General features: G+C 66.4%; 16 protein-coding genes. 7 read left to right on the top strand and 9 right to left on the bottom strand.

Annotation, left to right across the window (positions count from 1 at the left end; all coding sequences use genetic code 11):
- Positions 1–47: 47 nt before the first annotated feature.
- Entirely contained in the window at positions 48–1,016 is a 969-nt protein-coding gene (locus LOKVESSMR4R_RS11260) for a GlxA family transcriptional regulator (protein WP_087213110.1), read from the top strand.
- Here LOKVESSMR4R_RS11260 and LOKVESSMR4R_RS11255 read toward each other — a convergent pair.
- From LOKVESSMR4R_RS11255 to LOKVESSMR4R_RS11240, 4 genes are read right to left on the bottom strand one after another with little or no spacing between them, the layout of a single operon-like run.
- A complete protein-coding gene (locus LOKVESSMR4R_RS11255; RefSeq protein WP_087213107.1) occupies positions 1,003–2,547 on the bottom strand; it encodes a 5-guanidino-2-oxopentanoate decarboxylase in 1,545 nt (514 codons plus the stop codon). The genes LOKVESSMR4R_RS11260 and LOKVESSMR4R_RS11255 overlap by 14 nt on opposite strands.
- Complete coding sequence (locus LOKVESSMR4R_RS11250) at positions 2,544–3,722, bottom strand: pyridoxal phosphate-dependent aminotransferase (RefSeq protein WP_087208442.1); 1,179 nt, start codon at positions 3,720–3,722, stop codon at positions 2,544–2,546. The genes LOKVESSMR4R_RS11255 and LOKVESSMR4R_RS11250 overlap by 4 nt, the downstream gene beginning before the upstream one ends.
- 3 nt (positions 3,723–3,725) lie before the next feature.
- Positions 3,726–4,355, bottom strand: coding sequence for a TetR/AcrR family transcriptional regulator (locus LOKVESSMR4R_RS11245; protein ID WP_087208440.1), 630 nt, complete (start codon positions 4,353–4,355; stop codon positions 3,726–3,728).
- The gene (locus LOKVESSMR4R_RS11240) at positions 4,352–5,221 is read right to left on the bottom strand and encodes a dimethylarginine dimethylaminohydrolase family protein (protein ID WP_087208438.1); all 870 of its coding nucleotides are present in this window, start codon (positions 5,219–5,221) and stop codon (positions 4,352–4,354) included. Before LOKVESSMR4R_RS11240 ends, LOKVESSMR4R_RS11245 begins: the two co-directional genes overlap by 4 nt.
- 187 nt (positions 5,222–5,408) lie before the next feature.
- On the opposite strand from LOKVESSMR4R_RS11240, the gene LOKVESSMR4R_RS11235 reads away from it, so the two are divergent.
- Genes LOKVESSMR4R_RS11235 through LOKVESSMR4R_RS11225 form a run of 3 tightly spaced genes read left to right on the top strand, consistent with a single transcriptional unit; the run spans position 5,409 to position 7,714 of the window.
- Positions 5,409–6,176, top strand: coding sequence for a transporter substrate-binding domain-containing protein (locus LOKVESSMR4R_RS11235; RefSeq protein WP_087208436.1), 768 nt, complete (start codon positions 5,409–5,411; stop codon positions 6,174–6,176).
- A 9-nt stretch (positions 6,177–6,185) separates the two neighbouring features.
- Positions 6,186–6,926 carry an ABC transporter permease gene (locus tag LOKVESSMR4R_RS11230; RefSeq protein ID WP_237331769.1) on the top strand — a complete coding sequence of 247 codons (741 nt, stop codon included), beginning with the start codon at positions 6,186–6,188 and terminating at the stop codon, positions 6,924–6,926.
- The gene (locus tag LOKVESSMR4R_RS11225) at positions 6,923–7,714 is read left to right on the top strand and encodes an ABC transporter permease (protein ID WP_087208434.1); all 792 of its coding nucleotides are present in this window, start codon (positions 6,923–6,925) and stop codon (positions 7,712–7,714) included. The genes LOKVESSMR4R_RS11230 and LOKVESSMR4R_RS11225 overlap by 4 nt, the downstream gene beginning before the upstream one ends.
- 2 nt (positions 7,715–7,716) lie before the next feature.
- Here the strand turns inward: LOKVESSMR4R_RS11225 and modC are convergent, their stop codons facing one another.
- The 3 genes from modC to modA are packed head-to-tail and all read right to left on the bottom strand — an operon-like array spanning position 7,717 to position 10,279.
- Complete coding sequence (modC, locus tag LOKVESSMR4R_RS11220) at positions 7,717–8,799, bottom strand: molybdenum ABC transporter ATP-binding protein (RefSeq protein WP_087208431.1); 1,083 nt, start codon at positions 8,797–8,799, stop codon at positions 7,717–7,719.
- Complete coding sequence (gene modB, locus LOKVESSMR4R_RS11215) at positions 8,796–9,506, bottom strand: molybdate ABC transporter permease subunit (RefSeq protein WP_087208429.1); 711 nt, start codon at positions 9,504–9,506, stop codon at positions 8,796–8,798. The genes modC and modB overlap by 4 nt, the downstream gene beginning before the upstream one ends.
- Positions 9,506–10,279 carry a molybdate ABC transporter substrate-binding protein gene (gene modA / locus LOKVESSMR4R_RS11210; RefSeq protein ID WP_162290754.1) on the bottom strand — a complete coding sequence of 258 codons (774 nt, stop codon included), beginning with the start codon at positions 10,277–10,279 and terminating at the stop codon, positions 9,506–9,508. The genes modB and modA overlap by 1 nt, the downstream gene beginning before the upstream one ends.
- A 244-nt stretch (positions 10,280–10,523) precedes the next feature.
- Here modA and LOKVESSMR4R_RS11205 point away from each other — a divergent pair, with 244 nt between their 5' ends.
- A complete protein-coding gene (locus tag LOKVESSMR4R_RS11205) occupies positions 10,524–11,180 on the top strand; it encodes a sugar transferase (RefSeq protein ID WP_087213102.1) in 657 nt (218 codons plus the stop codon).
- On the opposite strand, the gene LOKVESSMR4R_RS11200 is transcribed toward LOKVESSMR4R_RS11205, so the two are convergent.
- Entirely contained in the window at positions 11,177–12,010 is an 834-nt protein-coding gene (locus tag LOKVESSMR4R_RS11200; RefSeq protein ID WP_237331768.1) for a metallophosphoesterase, read from the bottom strand. The two genes, LOKVESSMR4R_RS11205 and LOKVESSMR4R_RS11200, sit on opposite strands and share 4 nt — an antisense overlap.
- 56 nt (positions 12,011–12,066) lie before the next feature.
- Here LOKVESSMR4R_RS11200 and LOKVESSMR4R_RS11195 point away from each other — a divergent pair, with 56 nt between their 5' ends.
- Together LOKVESSMR4R_RS11195 and LOKVESSMR4R_RS11190 are read left to right on the top strand one after the other, a co-directional pair.
- Positions 12,067–12,324: a spike base protein, RCAP_Rcc01079 family gene (locus tag LOKVESSMR4R_RS11195; RefSeq protein ID WP_087213096.1), complete on the top strand. Its 258-nt coding sequence runs from the start codon at positions 12,067–12,069 to the stop codon at positions 12,322–12,324.
- A 3-nt stretch (positions 12,325–12,327) separates the two neighbouring features.
- A complete protein-coding gene (locus LOKVESSMR4R_RS11190; RefSeq protein WP_087208425.1) occupies positions 12,328–13,935 on the top strand; it encodes a hypothetical protein in 1,608 nt (535 codons plus the stop codon).
- Here LOKVESSMR4R_RS11190 and LOKVESSMR4R_RS11185 read toward each other — a convergent pair.
- Positions 13,926–15,884, bottom strand: a complete 1,959-nt coding sequence (locus LOKVESSMR4R_RS11185; protein WP_087213093.1) for a polysaccharide biosynthesis tyrosine autokinase — start codon at positions 15,882–15,884, stop codon at positions 13,926–13,928. The two genes, LOKVESSMR4R_RS11190 and LOKVESSMR4R_RS11185, sit on opposite strands and share 10 nt — an antisense overlap.
- Positions 15,885–15,926 lie beyond the last annotated feature (42 nt).

The raw sequence follows: 15,926 nt of genomic DNA, 5'->3' as shown, positions 1-15,926 counted from the left end.
AGGCTAGCAGGGTTGCAAGCGGTCGCTTGGCGTTTTACGAAAATATTATGACTATTTACGAAAGCATTTTTGCAGCCTCTGATCAGCCGCTTGATATCGCCGTGCTGGTGTTGCCGCGCGCCTCGATCCTAGAGGTCGCCTCGGTGCTGGACCCTTTGCGCAACGCCAACCGGCATCTGGGGCAGGACAGGTTCCGCTGGCGGGTGGTGTCCCCCTCGGGCGATGACGTGGCGCTGACCTGCGGGATCGCCTTGCCTGCGATTGGCCCGCTTGCAGCGGCAGAGGGCGCCGATGCGCTGATTGTCGTGGCAGGCTATAACCAGTCAGAGGTGGCGACGCGCCCCCTGATTGCGGGTCTGCGCCGGATCGCGGGGCGGTTCCGCGCGGTCGGGGCGGTCGATGCTGGCCCTTGGGTGCTGGCGCGGGCGGGTCTGCTGGATGGTCACCGCGCGACCGTGCATTGGGAAGATCTGGAGGATTTCGCCAGCGCCCACCCTGCGGTCGATGTCGTCCCCGACCGTTTTGTCATTTCGCGCAACCGGTTTACGGCAGGCGGGGCGGCCCCTGCGGCGGACCTGATGCTGCATCTGATCGGCGCACGCTGTGGCGCGGGGCTGGCGGGGCAGGTCGCGGCCTCGTTCCAATACGAACCGCAAGCCGATGGCAGCCGCCCGCAGCGCCCCGGCCTGTTGCCTGTCGCCCGTGATGCGCGGCTGGCGGGGGCGCTGGCGCTGATGAATGCGCATCTGGAAGACCCCTTGCCGCTAGAGGCAATCGCGCGTGCGCAGGGACTGGGCCTGCGCCGGATGGAGCAATTGTTCCGCGATAATCTGGGGCAGGGGCCGGGGGCGGCCTATCTGGACCTGCGCTTGCAGACCGCGCGCCGGATGGTGACGGATACGCGCCACGATCTGCGTGATATCGCGCTGCGCTGCGGGTTTGTCGATCCCACCAGCTTTTCGCGCGCTTTCCGGCGGCGGTTCGGTCTGCCGCCCAGCCGGATCAGGCGGTCGTGACGGGGGGCAGGGTGATCTCGATCATGCGGGGGCCGGATTGCGTTGCCTCGATTGCATCGGGCGTGGTGCGGGTAAACGGCAGGCCGCAGGCGCGCGCAAGATCGGCGAAATCCGGCGGGCGCGGGGTGCAGCCCAGCACCTGCGCGCCTGCGGCTTTCATCGCATCTGCGATCTCGCCATAGCCTGCGTTGTTGAACACGATGAAGGTGACGTTCAGCTTTTCCTCGACCGCTGTCAGCATCTCGCCGGGGCTGAACATCAGCCCGCCATCGCCGATCAGGCACAGGATGCGCGCCTCAGGCGCTGCCAGCGCAGCCCCTACCGCCGCCCCCGGCGCATAGCCAAGCGCGCCATAGCCCGTCGCCGCATTGAACCAGCCGCAGGGCCGGTCGTGGTCGTAATAAAGGTTGCCCGCATAGATCACTTGCGTGGAATCCCCGACCATGATCGCGCCGGGGCAGGTGTCGCGCAGGCGGTTCAGCAAGGTGATCTCGGCCGCATAGCCCGCGGGCAGGGCGGCAAAGGCCGCTTGCCGCGTCTGGGCTGCGCGGTCCGCACCACTGGCGCTGGTCGCACCATGCAGCAGCGGCAGGATCGCGGCCAGATCACCTTGCAGCGTCACGGCGGCAGGGTGCCGCGCCAATTGGGCGGCGTCGATATCGACGCGGATCATCTGCGCAAGATCCGGCAGCCCGCCATCGTCATACATGTCCCAATCGGTCGGCCCGATCTCGGAGCCCAGCACCAGCACCCGGTCCGCCGCAGCGATCAGATCACGCACCGGCCCAAGGCTGGGCGCGGCGGGCACCAGCAGCGGATGGCCATGCATCAGCCCGCGCGCATTGGTGGTCAGGATCACCGGCGCGCCAAGGCGTTCGGCCAAAGCTTGCAGCGCCGCACCCGCGCGGCGGCAGCCACCGCCGGCGATGATGACAGGGTTTTGCGCTTGCGCCAGCAGGGTATTTGCGGCGCTGACATCGGGCACAGGTGCCTGTCCGGTCTTGGGCAGGGGCAGGGCCTCAGGCACTTTGGCGGCCATCAGATCCAGCGGGATTTGCAGATGCACCGGCCTGCCGCGCCCGCTGGTCAGGGCAATGCTGATCTGGTCAAGCATCGCGGCCAGATCGCCGGGCTGGTCCAGATGAAACGCCGGACCCAGTGTCGCGCTCAGCGCCAGTTGATCGGGCAGTTCGTGCAAATGCCCCAACCCCTTGCCCAGAGTGTCGCGCCGGTTCACGCCCGAAATCACCAGCATCGGCACCGAATCCGCGCGCGCCTGCGCCATCGGGGTCAGGATATTGGTCAGTCCCGGCCCGGTGATCACCAGCGCCACGCCGAACCGCCCCGACACCCGGGCATAGCCATCGGCCATGAAACCCGCCCCCGCCTCGTGCCGCGGGGTGACATGGCGGATGCCCGCATCGGGCAGGGCGCGATATAATTCGATCGTATGCACGCCGGGGATGCCAAAGATCACCTCGACCCCCATCTGCCGCAACCAGCGCACAAGGCATTGCGCGACGCTGGTCATCGCGGCCAGCCCATCGCAAAGCGTTTGATCCGCGTGCAAGCCTCCTGCGTGGCATCGTCGCTGGCGTTCAGCGCCAGCCGCAGCCAGCCTTCAAAGGCCTTGCCAAAGGAGGCCCCGGGCATGACGGCGACAGCCTCGGCCTTGAGCAGCGCCAGCGCAAAGGCTTGCGAATCCTGGCTTAGCGCGCGGATATCGACTAGCGCGAACATCCCCGCCTCGGGTTTATGGACATGCAGACCGGCGACATTATCCAGCGCGGTATGGATGATGCCTGCGCGCCGCGCCATGCGGGCGGCCATGGCGCTGGCCAGATCGGGCGCGCCCGCCACCGCCTGCGCTGTCATATCGGCGATGAAAGGCTGCGATCCGAACAGCATGGTTTCCGACAAAGGCAACGCGCGGGTGCAGAAATCGGCAGGCCCGCAGACCCAGCCCGACCGGAACCCCGGCGCGGCATGCGATTTCGAGATCGAGGCGGTCACGATCACGCGGTCCTCATAGGCGGGATTGGCCAGCGCGGATGTGAATACCGCGCCATCATGGGTCAGGTTGCCATAAACCTCGTCCGAGACGACCCAAAGGTCATGTTCCGCCGCCACAGCGCAGATCGCGTCCAGATCGGCAGGCCGCAGGATCGCGCCGGTGGGGTTATGCGGCGTGTTGAGCATGATGACGCGCGTCGCAGGGGTGATCGCGGCTGCCACATCCGCCGCTTGCAGGCGGAACGCATGGGCGGGGTCAAGGCTGACAGGCACCGGCACCGCCCCCGAGGCGCGGATCAAGCCTTCATAGGTGGCATACATCGGATCGCCCAAGATCACCTCGCAGCCGGGATCGCAAAGCGCTGTCAGCACCAGATACAGCGATGTCTGCGTGCCGGGCAGGCAAAGAAAGCGGTCGGTGCCGATGCTGCGGCCTGTCAGGGCACTATATTTGCCCGCCAATGCTGCCAGCAGCGCGGGTTCACCGCGGCCGTTCGAATAGCCAGTGCGCCCTGCATGCATCGCCGCGACAGCACTTTGGATCAGCATGTCAGGCGTCGGCACATCGGGTTCACCGATGGTCAGGTTGATGATCGCCTCGCCCGCGCGGATGCGCGCATTGGCGGTGGCACTCAGCACCCATTTATCCGACCCAAGCCCCGCAAGGCGCGTGGTGACATCTGCATATTGCATTATTTACTCCGGTAATTTCAGATCAAGCAGCCGCGCCAAGGTGCGGATCGCGATGGCGCGCATCTCGCCTTGCGCAAATTGGTCGGGCAGGACAGAGGCCTCGATCCACAGCCCGTCCAGCAGCGCATTGCCCGCGATGGCAAAGGCGCGGGTCGTGGCCCTGTCATGCGGTTTGCCCGTGCTGCGCAGGGCATCGGCGATCATCCCTTCCAGCCGGTCGCGGAACGCCAGATAGGTCGCTTCATGCACCTCGCGCATCGCGGCATCGCGCGGCACCAGCTGCATGGACGCCGCCCACAGCGCCATGGCGCGCGGATCGACGACCGGCGGCGTGACCGCATTGGCGATGAACCCTGCCAGCCGCGCCAGCGGATCGGCGGGCAGATCGTCAAGGGCGGCGGCACTTGCCTCGGTCATGCGGGTCATCAGGGTTTCATGGGCGCTGGCGACAAGCTCTTCCTTGGTATCGAAATAATGCTTGATCAGCCCCGGCGTGACACCGGCCTTCAATGCGATGGCGCGCACGGTTGCCGCCTGCGGCCCACCTTCGGCGATGCAATCCAGCGTGGCATCGATCAGCGCGGCACGGCGTGCCTCTTCGCCCTCGCGTTTGAAGGTGCGGCGCGCGGTCATGCGCGCAGCACCGGACGCGTCAGGCAGGTGGGGCCACCCTCGCAGGCGATGCAGAGCGCGTCACCCGCGAAGACCTGCACCTTGCAGCCTGCGTTTTCCATCAAGGCGCGGGTCTGCGGGAAGCCGTCGACCATCACCACATCGCGCGGGCGCAGCGCGAGGACATTCAGGCTCAGCCCACCCGAGGCCAAGAATTCATCCTCGGGCGCATGTAGCAGGGTCCAGCCGCGCGCTTTCATATCGGACCAGAGAGCATAGGGCAGCAAAGGCGCATGGATCAGCGCGATATCGGGGCCAAGGGGCGACACCAGCGACATCAAATGCAGACAGGCGGCGGGTCCGGTCCAATAGGGCAAGTCATAGGCCTGCACAATGATGCCGTAAGGGCGCAGGATATCCGCCAGCGCGGCAATACCCGCCTGATTGCTGCGCACGCCGCGCCCCACGGCCAGCGTGTCTGGATCAAGCCAGAAACAATCGCCCGATTCGACCGTGGCATCCCCCGTCAGCCGCCCGATCACCGGCACGCCGATGCTGTCATAAAAGGCAGCATGCATATCCGGTTCGGCGCGGCGCAGGGCCTTGCCCATGTTCAGGATCACAGCGCCGTGGCGGGTCACAAAGGACGGGTCCTGCACGAAAACCGCGTCTGACAATCCGTCATCGGCAGAGGGCATCCAATGCAGCTTTGCTCCGCTGGCGGTGACGATCCGTGCCAGTTCCGCATGCTGGATTTCCGCGCGGGCAGGGTCGAATCCCGCGCCGTAATGCCAGTCTTGCGGGCGGGCCTTGGCCATGGCGGGGCCGGGGGCGCGCATGATCACGGCGGCAAGGGGTTTTGATCGGTCTTCGGCACCAAAGCGCATGATGTTCTTCTTTAGCTGAAATTATACACTTGAATAATTGCTGCCATTTTGGCCAGATACAATCACAAAAATGCTGCGATGCGCTTTGACGCGCCGCAGCATTGGCGAACGCCGCGCCAATGGCGGTGCTGCGGGATGATCAAGAAGCGCGCAAAGCGCTCTGATGTGCAACAAGGAGAGAGATATCATGAAGACGAAGACCCTTCTCGCGACCACCGCGCTGATTGCTGTCGCCGGTCTGGCGCAGGCCCAAGAGGTGCGTATCGGCATTGCGGCTGAACCCTATCCGCCGTTTGCCTCGCCCGATGCGGCGGGCAATTGGGTGGGCTGGGAGGTCGAGATCATCGACGCTGTCTGCACCGCCGCCGCACTTGATTGCGTGCTGACGCCGACCGCATGGGACGGGATCATCCCCGCGCTGGTGTCGGGCCGGATCGACACGATCATGGCGTCGATGTCGATCACGGCCGACCGGATGCAGACGATCGACTTTTCCGACCCCTATTACAACACGCCGACCGTGATCGTGGGCCAGCGTGACATGGACATGGACGCCACCCCCGAAAGCCTTGCTGGCAAGGTGCTGGGCGTGCAGGTTTCCACCATCCACCAGACCTATGCGCAGGCCTATTTCGAAGCTGCGACCGAATTGCGCACCTATCAGACCCAGGACGAGGCGAACCAGGACCTTGCCGCAGGCCGGATCGACGCGACACAGGCCGATAGTCTGGCGATGGATGATTTCCTGGCCACCGAAGCCGGTGCCTGTTGCGAGGTCAAAGGCGCCGTCGCCCCTGACGAGGATATCCTAGGGTCCGGCGTCGGTGCCGGTGTGCGCAAAGGTGATGACGCCCTACGTGAGGCGATCAACGCAGGCATCGCAGCGATCATCGCCGACGGCACCTATGACGAGATCACGGCGCGTTATTTCGCCACCTCGATCTACGGCAATTAATCACGGGTGTTGGACTGGCTTTACGCCCTCTGGCCGGGGCTGGAAACAACGGTCGGTCTTTTGTCCCTCCAGCCGCCGGGCTGGGGGGGTAATTTGCTGCGCGGCGCTTTGGCCAGTTTGCAAATCGCCCTTGGGGCCTTTGCGCTGGGGCTGCTGATCGGCACGGCGGGCGCGCTGGGCAAGCTGCATGGCGGGCCTGTGACGCGCGATCTGCTGTCGGTCTATACGGTCGTCGTGCGCGCGGTGCCGGAACTGATCCTGATCCTGATCCTTTATTACGCGGGCACCGATCTGCTTAATCAGGCCCTGCGCGCGCTGGGCCAGCGACCGGTTGAGATTTCGGGCGTCGTCGCCGGGATCGCCGTGCTGGGCATCGTGCAGGGCGCCTATGCGACCGAGGTTTTGCGCGGCGCAATCCAATCCGTGCCGCGCGGCCAGCACGAGGCGGCGCGCGCCTACGGCATGGGCGCGGTCCAGACCTTTCGGCGCGTGACCTTTCCCGCGATGCTGCCCTTGGCGCTGCCGGGCCTGTCGAACCTCTGGCTGATCGCGACCAAGGATACCGCATTGCTGGCCATCGTCGGCTTTTCCGAACTGACGCTGGAAACGCGGCAGGCGGCGGGATCGACGCGGGCCTATTTCACGTTCTTTCTGGCGGCGGGGGCGCTTTATCTGGCGATGACGCTGCTGTCGGGCCGCATCTTTGGCTGGATCGAGGCGCGCTATCGGCGCGGGCAGGCGGCACAATGACCCGTCAGCGGATCGCAGAAGAGGTTTTCGTGCCGCACCGGATTATCATGATCGCGCTGGCGCTGGGCCTTGTGATCTGGGCCGCGCTTTCGCTGCGCTGGGACTGGATTCCGCGCTATTACGATCTGGCATTGCAGGGCATCTGGCGGACCTTGTGGCTGCTGGGTCTCAGCTGCCTGATCGGCTTTGCGCTGGCGGTGCCTTTGGGGCTGGCGCAGGCGGCGGGGCCGCGGTTTCTGGCCGCGCCCGCGCGCGCCTTCTGCACGGTGATCCGTGGCACGCCCTTGTTGTTGCAGCTGTGGCTGATTTATTTCGGCGTTGGCAGCCTGTTTCCGCAATTCCCCTGGATCCGGGAAAGCGAGCTTTGGCCCTATCTGCGGCAAGCCTGGCCCTATGCATTGTTAGCCTTATCACTTAGTTTCGCGGGCTATGAGGGCGAGGTGCTGCGCGGTGCGTTCAAATCCGTGGGCGCCGGTCAGCTAGAGGCGGCACGGTCCATGGGCATGGGCCGGATTGCGATCTTTCGGCGGATCTGGTTTCCGCAGGCGCTGCAACGGGCGTTGCCGACCTTGGGCGGCGAAACCGTGCTGCAACTCAAAGCGACCCCGCTGGTCGCCACGATCACAGTGATCGAGATCTATGCCGTATCAAGCCGCGTGCGGCAGGATACATTCATCATCTATGAACCGCTGCTGCTGCTCGCGGTGGTCTATATGGTGATCGCGGGGCTGCTGGCGCTGATGTTCAAGCTGCTGGAACAGCGGTTCAATCGCGGGATGCTGGGCTGATCCTAGCGCCCCGTGCCAATGGCATCGGGGGCCACGGCGACCGATTTGATCACGGCGTGGCAGGTCTGGCCTGTGGCCAGCCCCATCGCCTCGGCGGATCGGCGGGTGATGCGGGCGGCAAGGCGGTCTGGACCGATGGCCAATGTCACCATCGCGCCCGGCCCCTCGCCAAACCGCAGATCGCTGATCTTGCCTTGCAGGATATTCAGCGCAGACAGCCCCGCAGGCCGGTCGCGCGACAGGATCACATCCTGCGCCATGATCCGCACCCGCAGCGTCGCCCCCGCCGCATCCCCGATACGCGGCAACCAAAGCGTGCCAGCCGGGGTGATCAACTCGGTCAGCCCGTCCGCGTGATGCGCCACGACCTGCGCTGTCAACAGCGATGCCGCCCCCCGCGCGCCGACGACGCCGACATCGCCCAGCACCTGCGCGGGCGGTCCGCAGGCGATGACGCGGCCCGCGCGCAGCGCAACAACGGTGGTGGCCAGCCGCGCCACCTCGGCCGAGGCGTGGCTGACGTAAAGGATCGGCACCGCCACCTCGTCGCGCAGCCGTTCGAAATAGGGCAGGATTTCGGCCTTGCGCGCCTCGTCCAGCGCGGCCAGCGGTTCATCGGCAAGGATCAGCCTTGGCCCTGACAGCAGCGCACGGCCGATGGCGACGCGCTGCTTTTCGCCGCCTGACAGGCTGGCGGGGCGGCGGGTCAGCAGATGGCCGATGCCCAGCATTTCCACCGTGCGGTCCATGCTGGCCACCCGCGCATCGCGCGGCGCGAACCAGCGCCCATAGGCCAGGTTCTGGCGCACATTCAGATGCGGAAACAGCCGGGCATCCTGAAAGATATAGCCGGTGCGCCGCCGGTGCGGGGCGATATTGCGGCGGCTGGCGGTATCCAGCAAGACCCAATCATCCACCGTGATCCGCCCTTGATCGGGACGCAAAAGCCCCGCCACGGCGTTGATCAGCGTTGTCTTGCCCGATCCTGACGGGCCGAAAAGGACGCTGACACCCGGCGGCAGGTCCAGATCGACATCCAGATCGAACCCCGCGAAACGATGCTGGACATTGATCCGCAGCGTCATGATCCCGCCACCCGTTTGGCAACCCGCCGCGCAAGGTATTCGGACAGGACCAGCGCCGCCATGGCGATGAGGACGGCGATGATGACCAGCCGTGTGGCCTGATCCTGCCCGCCCGGCACTTGCAAAAAGGCATAGATCGCGGATGGGATCGTCTGCGTCTGGCCGGGGATGTTGGACACGAAAGTGATCGTCGCCCCGAATTCTCCGATCGCCTTGGCAAAGGCAAGGATCGCGCCGGTGATGATGCCGGGCAGGATCAGCGGCAGCGTGACCGTGGCAAAGACCCAAATGCGCGCGGCACCCAGCGTGCTGGCGGCGGCTTCGAGCTTGGGGTCCACCGCCTCGATCGACAGCCGGATCGCGCGCACCATCAGCGGAAAGGCCATGATCGCGGCGGCCACGGCGGCACCGGTCCAGCGGAACGACAGGATGATCCCGAACCATTGGTCAAGGAATTCACCCACCGGGCCGCGCCGCCCGAAGGTGATCAGCAGCAAATAGCCCGTCACCACCGGGGGCAGGATCAGCGGCAGATGCACGATGCCGTTCAGCAGCTGTTTGCCCCAGAAATCCCAGCGCGCCAGCGCATAGGCGACGATTATGCCCAAAGGCAGGCTGGCCAGCGTCGCCCAGAAGGCCACGCGCAGCGATAGCCGCACCGCCTGCCATTCTGCCGGACCCAGCCATTCTGTCCAATTGCCCCCCATCAATCCGGCACGCTGAACCCGTAAGATTGCCAGATCGCGCGGGCCTCTGGCGATGTCAGATGATCGAGGAATGCCGCGGCTTGGGCGCTGTCGCTTTGCGCGGTGATCGCGGCGGGATAGGTGATCGGCGGATGGCTGGCGGCGGGGAAGGTGCCGATGATGCTGACGTTGTCTTCGGCGGCGGCATCGGTGGCATAGACAATGCCCAAGGGCGCCTCGTTCAGCGCGACAAAGCTCAGCGCGCTGCGCACATTGTCCGATTGTGCGACCAAGGGCGCGATGCTGTCCCATAGCCCCAGCGCCGTCAGGGCGGTCTTGCCATAAAGCCCTGCCGGCACCGCATCGACCAGCGCCATCGACAAGCGCCCGTCGCCCAGCAATCCGGCCAGATCAAGCTGCGCGTCGATAGCGACAGCCGCCGCATCCGGCCCATGCGCGATCAGCACCAGCCGGTTGCCCAGAATGTCGCGCCGCGTGCCAGCCCGCAGATCGCCCGAAGCTGCAAGCGCATCCATCCAATCTGTGCTGGCGGAAATGAAGATATCGGCCGGCGCGCCTTGCTGGATCTGATTGGCCAGTGCCGATGACCCCGCATAGGAAAGGGTGACGGTCGATCCGGTCTTGTCCGTCCAGTCTGCGGCCACATTGTCCAGCGCGCCGCCCAGGCTGGCGGCGGCAAAGACGGTGACATCCTCTGCCGCCGCGCGCAGGGGGGCCAGGATCAGGACCGCAGCCGCAAAGGCAGTGGCGATCTGTCGGCGCGCGAGTTTCATTGGCAAAACGCGGTCTCCTGCTGGCGGGCGTCCCCTGACATATCGCAGCAAGCGCGCGCCGCAAGCAAGCGTCATCCGCGATCCGCAGGCCAGCTGGGCGGCTGCATCCTGTGAAAAGTCGTTTCAGCGTCTTTTAACAGCCTTTTAATTTTCTTTTAACCATGTTTCGCCAGGCTTGCCCAAGGCCGGATGCGCCGGATGTGGCGGCGTCGTGGCATGGTGTAATGGTTAGGTGGTGCGCGCGATGGCGGATGTTTCACATCATGATCGTCTTTTGGGCGATCCCGCCGCCTGTGCTGCGCTGCGCCGCGATACCGGCCTGCCGCCGCTGTCAAAGCGGCTGTTTGATCATGGCGTCGCGCTGCTGCTTTTGGGTCTGCTGGTGCCGGTCGGGGCTGTGCTGCTGGTCTTGAACCCGTTTCTGAATGCCGGTCCGCTGATCTATCGGCAGGACCGGATGGGCTATCGGTGCCGCCGCTTCGCCGCGTTCAAATTCCGCACCATGCGCCGGGCGACAGGTGCGGCGCGCGGTGCTTTTGATGCGCTTGACGCAGAGCGGATTACCCTGTTGGGCGGGTTCTTGCGCAGATCGCGGCTGGATGAATTGCCGCAGATCATCAATGTGCTGCGCGGCGAGATGAGCCTGATCGGCCCGCGCCCCGATGCCTATGACCATGCCTGCGTCTACCTGCGCGATATCGCGGGCTATGCCGAAAGGCACAGCGTCCGGCCCGGTGTCAGCGGTCTGGCGCAGACCGAGCTGGGCTATGTCGACGGGATCGAGGGGCTGCGGCGCAAAGTGGCGCTCGACCTGCATTACATCGCCCATGCCTCTTTGCGGCTGGATCTGTGGATCGCCTGGCGTACCATCCTGGTGGTGCTGGCGCGCAAAGGCGCCTAGAATGGTTTGATATGGCCCGCGCCGATCAGCACGGCGCAAAGCTTGCCGGTTTTCCAAGCGCCCGTATCGATAGAGACCACACCCTCGCGGATCGTCAGGCGGCGCATGATCCGGTGGCCATGCACGCACCAGACCCCGTCGCGGCGCGCCACCAGGCCGAAATCGGGATGCCCCCAGGCCATCGCCTTGGGCAGTTGATCGGCCAGCGGCAGGGCCGGATCGGCGCCCGCATGCAGGACCGCCACATTGCCGCTTTGCCACCAAAAGGGCATGGATTGCATCCATGTCACGGTCGCGCCCATCGCGGCCCGCAGCCGGTCGCGCGCCGTCACCAGATCGGCGAGGGTGATCTGTTCGGGCAGATCGTCGATCCCGTAGCTGTCCAGCGTCGCCCGCCCGCCATAGCGCAGCCAGAGACGGCCCGTTTTGCGCGGCCGGCGCAGAAAGCGCAGCAACAGGTCTTCGTGATTGCCGCGCAGGCAGGTCAGCGCCATCTGCGCCGCGCGGTCCTGCAACAGCCGCAGCACAGCCGCGCTGTCAGGGCCATGGTCGATGTAATCGCCCACCAGCACCACAGGCAGATCCTGCGCTGCGGCGCGCGCAAGGATCGGGGCCAGCAGATCGGCGCGCCCATGCACATCGCCGATCGCGACAAAGGGCTGGTCGGGCGCGGGTGGCGCGCCATCGAACGCATCCATCGGCGCAGGCATCAGCGGGTCCAGAAAGGGCATGGCCCTGTCTAACCTAGGCGGATGCGGCTTGGCCAGTGCTGTTGCGGCTTGGCCAGTGCTGTTGCGCCCGGTGCCACCCGGTGCCGCACGGTGCTGCAACGCGGCTTTCAGACAAAACCGGCATGATGGCGGCTGCAACCAATCTGGAGTCTCCGATGCCCGATCCTTTCAGCGCCGATTATGTCAACCTGACCTCGCCCGCCGTGGCGCATTATGTCGTCACCCCCTCGGATAGCGCCGATCTGCCGGTGCGTCCGCGCGCGCTCTTTGTGCAAAGCGCGGGCACGGCGGCCTTGCAGGACAAGGGCGGCCAGGTCGTGACCTATGATCTGGCGGCCGGTGCTGTGCTGTCGATCCGGCCGGTGCGGGTGCTGGCCAGTGGCACCACGGCGCAGCTTGTGGCGTGGTATTGATCCATGATCGGATTAGAACTGTCCCCCGCCTATACCGGCCCTGCTGCGCCCGACCCGCTGGCAGCTTTCTTTGCCAGGGGCAGCGGCGCGCATGTCGCGCTTGGCCCCGGCCCCCAAGCGGGGCTAAGCATCTGGACCGAGACCGGCCCCGGAACCGCCGCCTGCCTGCGGCTGGACGGGGCCAATAGCGGCACAAGGCTGTCCTGGCGTGAGACTTTGACCTGCGCTTTGCGCAAGATCTATCCGGTCGCGGCCTTTGATCTGTCGGCGGGCTGGTCGCAGCTGCAATCCTCTGGCTCGGGCCTGTCGGGCAGCTATACCGGCAATCGCGCGGTCAGCACCACCTCGCTGACCGCCACGATCAGCGTGACGGTCGCGCGCGCCAAGCCCTATGATCTTTGGGTCTGTTACACGGGCCGCAGCGCGGGGGGCTATTGCCGGGTCGAGATTGATGGCAGCCAAGCGCTGGTCGATAGTATCGGTGATCCGGCAGGGCTGGGGTTCAAGGCCTTCAGCACCCAGAGCGCCACCGACATGTCCCGCCGCCGCACGATCCGTGTGGCCACCGGCCTGACCGGCAGCCATGTCGTGACCCTGTCGCATGGGGGGGCGGCCACACCCGGCGGCGCCAGCCTGATGATCGAGGCTTTGGCCCTCTCTGCCGATCTGTCCGACGATGGCATCCTGCCGCCGGTCTGGCAGCCTGCAACCGCTTATACCATGGGGGACGAGGTGCAATGGCAAGGCACTTTCTATGCCGCCCGCGCGACAGGTGTCAGCGGCACCACACCACCGGTGCATCTGTCGGGTATCGGCGGCGATGGCGCGCTGGACTGGCGCGCCGATAACCGCCCCAGCTATCCGCAGTTTCAGGCGATCGATTATGCATCCGAGCGCGAATATGCCGCGCGCCTGCTTGTCGCCGGTGCCGCAACAGAGATCGGCGGCCAGACCCATGGCAACGAGATGCTGGTCGCGCGCGCCGTGACGCTGGATGCGCAGCCCTTCGTGCCTGTGACCACCGGCACCGGCCTGCGGCTCGGGGGTGAAATCGAGACCGTTGAAACCACCACCTGGCAGCGCGCAACCGGTCAGCCCATCGGCACATGCGCGCTGACCCGCCGGATCACCCCCGGCGCGGTGCGCCATGATGTGCAGGTCACCGCAACAGGGCCGGATGCGGTGATTGACTGGCTCTATCTGGGCATGCTGCCTTTCGTGCATTGGGATGGCGAAAGTGCCGCCATCGCGGTGCAAGAGGTCGCAGGGCCTTGGGGGCGGATCAGCCTTGCGCAGACCGCGGGCGACAGCCCCGCCAATATCAGCCTTGGCGCTAGCCCGCGGCTGGGGCTGGCCGGGCGCGGGCTGACGGGCGATCTGCGCTATGGCTGCGAGGCTGTCGCGACCACCGCCCTGCCGGGCAATCTGGTCGGCCCGATCACGACCTTCCTGCGCCCCAATATCGAAGCGCGCGATGCGACAGGCCCGCTGGACTGGATCGCCAAGGCCTATCTTGCCGCCGACCTGCCTGCGGGCCTGGTGCTGCGGGCGGGCGATGTCATCGGCTTTTCCAGCCGGCATATCCTGGCGGTAACGCCGGTTCAGACGTGAAAATAGCCGCGCCCGTAATGGGCAAAACCGATGCCGCCGCGCTGCGCCTGTTTGCGGATGTCGACCTGGGTCAGCGTCAGGCCGGTGACCGGCACCCCGGCGGCCGCCAGTTTCTCGGTCGCGGCCTGCACCACTGCGGCGGGGGTTTTGTCCCAGCGCACGGCCAGGATCACCGCATCGCAATGGCGCGCCAGCACGACGGCATCGGGCACCGGCACCAAAGGCGGCGCATCGATGATGACCACATCATAGGCCGCGCGCGCCTGCGCCAGCACATCGGCCAGCGCGGGCAGGAACAGGGTCTCGCCGCCCGCGGCTTGCTCTGCGCCGCCCGCCAGCAGATCGACGCCGGGGATCAGGCTTGGCTCGGTGGCGGCGTCAAGCGTGCTATGGCCCAGGATCACTGCCGCCAGCCCCTCTGTCCCCGCCAGCCGGAAATAGCGCCGGAACGCGCCGCGCCGCAGGTCGGCGTCAATCAGCAGCACGCGTTTGCCGAGCTGCGCCAGCCCATGCGCCAGCCCGATGGCCTGTGTCGTCTTGCCTTCGCCGGGGATCGCAGAGCTGGACAGGATCACCTGCGGCGGTTCCGCGCCATGCAGCATCAAGGCGGTGCGCAGATGCCGGTAGCCTTCGGTCGCCGCCGAGGCCGGGGTCGCATCAAGCGCCGCCAGCAGCCGCGCGGGCCTGCGTGATGGCAAAAGCGGCAGCTGCGCCAGAACCGGCAGGCCGGTGCGGTCCTGCAAGGCCGCCGCATCGGCGAAACCGCGCCGCAGGCTGTGGTGCAGCGCCACCAGCATCAGCCCAGCCAGCGCGCCGATCATCGCCGCGATCTGCACCATCAGCACTTTTTGCGGCCCGATATAGCGCGCCTCGGTCGCGGCGTTCAGCACGCGGCTATCCGGCGCGATCTGCGCGGCACCCAAGCTGAGCGCGCGCAGCTGTTGTTGATAGCTGGCCTGTTGTGCGATGGCGGTATCCAGATCGCGCTGCATGCGCGCGCGTGTCTGGCTGGCTGTGGTCAGGCTCTGCACGGCGGTTTCCAGATCGGCGCGGCTGGCGCGGAGTGCCGCGATCTGGGCGGTCAAGCGCTGCGCATTGGCGGGGTCGCTGGCGCGGGCAAGGGCGGCTTCGGCGCTGGCCAGCCGCGCCGTAGTGTCTTGCAGATGGCGTCCGGCCATATCCGCGCGGGTGGGGTCTTGCAGCCCCGCCTGCGCCACCAGCGCGGTGATCGCCTGCGTGGTGGCCGCCTGATCGGCGTGCAAGGCGTCCGACCTTGCGCCCAGCAGCGCGATGCTGGCGGCCAATGCGTCGCCTTTGCGCGCGACCTGATCGGCCAGATAGACCTCTGCCAGCGTGTTTGCGATGGCCATGGCGCGATCGGGATCGCCGGTCGTGACCGTGACGCGCAACAGGTCGCTGTCGCGCGGATGGGTGACATGGATCGCCGCGCGCAGGTTCTGCACCAGCTTGCTGGCGATGGCGGCCGCATCGGGCACCGGTTCGCTGCGCCCTTGCAACAGGTTGCGCAAGCGGATGCGCAGCCCGCGCGGCGACAGCGGCGGCACTGGCGTCAGATAGCGGTTGAAGGCAGGGTCATCCTGCAGGTCCAGCCGGGCGATCACCTGCTCTAGGATCGGTGTCGCCAGCAGGATCTGGATCTGGGTGCCGGGCTGGACAGGCGCGCCAGCCAGCGCGGCACCCAGATGGGGGGGCAGATCGGGGGCCAGATCGGGGGCCAGCCGGGCGCTGCTTGTCCGGGTCTCGATCACGGTGATGGCGGCATGCTGCGGGCGCGCCACGGCAAAGCCGTAATACCCCGCCATCAACACCGCCAGCGCCGTGGTCAGCGCCACGATCCATTTGCCCGCCCAGGCAAGCCGCAGGATTTGCACCAGATCCAGCGCTGCGGGCTGATCCAGATCGACCAGAGCAGGCAGGGGCTGTGACACTGAAGGCGGCATTGGCAGGGCTTTCTTGGGCTAAGCGGCCTG

The sequence above is a fragment of the Yoonia vestfoldensis genome (genome assembly GCF_002158905.1).
GTDB lineage: Bacteria > Pseudomonadota > Alphaproteobacteria > Rhodobacterales > Rhodobacteraceae > Yoonia > Yoonia vestfoldensis_B.
The sequence above is the reverse complement of the archived record's forward strand: the minus strand, read 5'-3'. Positions and strand labels throughout refer to the sequence as shown.